The organism is Streptomyces fuscigenes (assembly GCF_021556455.1).
Classification (GTDB): domain Bacteria; phylum Actinomycetota; class Actinomycetes; order Streptomycetales; family Streptomycetaceae; genus Streptomyces; species Streptomyces fuscigenes.
The window spans coordinates 1-1540 of sequence record NZ_JAKGCV010000740.1 but is presented as its reverse complement, the minus strand read 5'-3'; the positions used below and the strand labels follow the sequence as shown (position 1 = coordinate 1540).

Here is a 1540-nt window from a genome sequence, read left to right as displayed (position 1 = left end):
CGTCGGCCCGCCGGGCCTCGGCGTGCCGGTGGCCGGGTGCGCCGACCTCTCGCCTGCCCGCCGGGCCTCGCCGTGTCCGCGGCTCCGGCGGACGGATCGGATGCGGCCGGAGGGCCCGAGGTGCGCGGAGACGTTCCCCGTCCGCCCGGGCCCGTCGGCCCGGGCCCTCCGGCCCTCGGGATCGTTCCCCGCGCAGGCCCGTCCTGCCGCCCGGGCCCGTCAGCCCGGTCAGCCCTCGCGGGGCTCCGCCACGGTGGTGCGGTCCTCCGATGCCGGGCCTTCGGGTGCCGAGGCGTCCCGACCGGGCCTGTCCTGCGCCGGGATCTCCCGGGCGGGGGCCTCGGTCGCGGCGGCCCCTCGGACCAGTCCCTCCTGTGCGGGGATCCGCCCGCCCGGCCCGGCGGCAGCGCCACCCGCCGTCCGGCCGGTGTCCGCTCCCCCGCTCCCCGCGGCCTGCTGCTCCTGCGCAGGGGTCCGGCGGAAGACGCGTGTCGCGGTGATCTCGCCGTGCGCCTGGCCGCCCTCGGCGTCCGGGGCGGGCAGGCCGGGCCGCAGGTGCTCCTCCACGCTGATGTACTTGAGGCCGGCGCGCAGGTCCGCGTCGTTGCGCAGCCTGATGACCAGCGGGAACTCGGCCAGCGCCGTGGTGTCGAACAGGCCTGTCGTGTAGAGGAGCTGGACGCCGAGCGCGTCGGACACCGCCCGCTGGAGTTCCAGCAGGTACGTGGCGTTGGCGCGGCCGATCGGGTTGTCGAGGAAGAGCGTGCCCGCGTGGCGGTGCTTGTCGCGGCCCCGGTCGTTGCTGCGCAGGGCCGCCATCGTGCAGTACAGGGCGATCGCGGCGGTCAGCAGCTGGCCGCCGGAGAAGACGTCGCCCATCTGCCCGACGGGCACGCGCTCCGCGCGCAGCACCGCGTCCGGCTTCAGGATCTCGACCGCGACGCCCTTCGGCTGGAGCGCCGCCTGAACCCCCCGCAGCAGCAGCGACATGCCGTCCCGTCGCAGGTCGGAGTTCTTCTTCAGGGCCGCGCGGGTGGCCTCGTCGATCACCTCGCCGAGCCGCTCCGCCAGAGCGGTGCGGTCCGGTTCCTCGAAGCGGATGCGCAGGAACTCCTGTCCTGACCACTCGCCCAGGCCCTCGGGCAGCCGGGACAGCCGCTGTGCCGAGCGCAGCGTCGTCATCGAGGACTCCACGAGACCGCGCATGCGGTCGACGATGGAGTCCCGGTTGCGTTCGAGCTGGGCCAGCTCGTCGGTCAGGACGCGCAGGCGCGGCGCGAACGCCTCCGCCCAGCGCTCGGCGTGCTCCGGCAGCGCGGCCGCGGGCAGTTCGCGGATCTGCTGGCGCGCGGGGGTGCGCACCTGCTCGTAGCGCGTGGCGTTGGCGTGCCGTACGAGGACGTCGCTCGCCTCCCGCAGGGCAGCCTCGGCCGCCGAGAGGTCCTGGGCGCAGCCGCGCACCGAGCGGCGGGCCTCCGCCGCGTCGTGGCGTGCCGCGTCGAGGCCGCCGGGGTAGGGCTCGGGCTGCGCGGGCGGTTCG

At 76.6% G+C, this 1540-nt stretch carries 1 pseudogene; it reads right to left on the bottom strand.

The window, feature by feature from the left end:
• Window positions 1-228: 228 nt before the first annotated feature.
• Window positions 229-1540, bottom strand: a pseudogene (locus L1885_RS28235) (hypothetical protein); the annotation flags it as partial.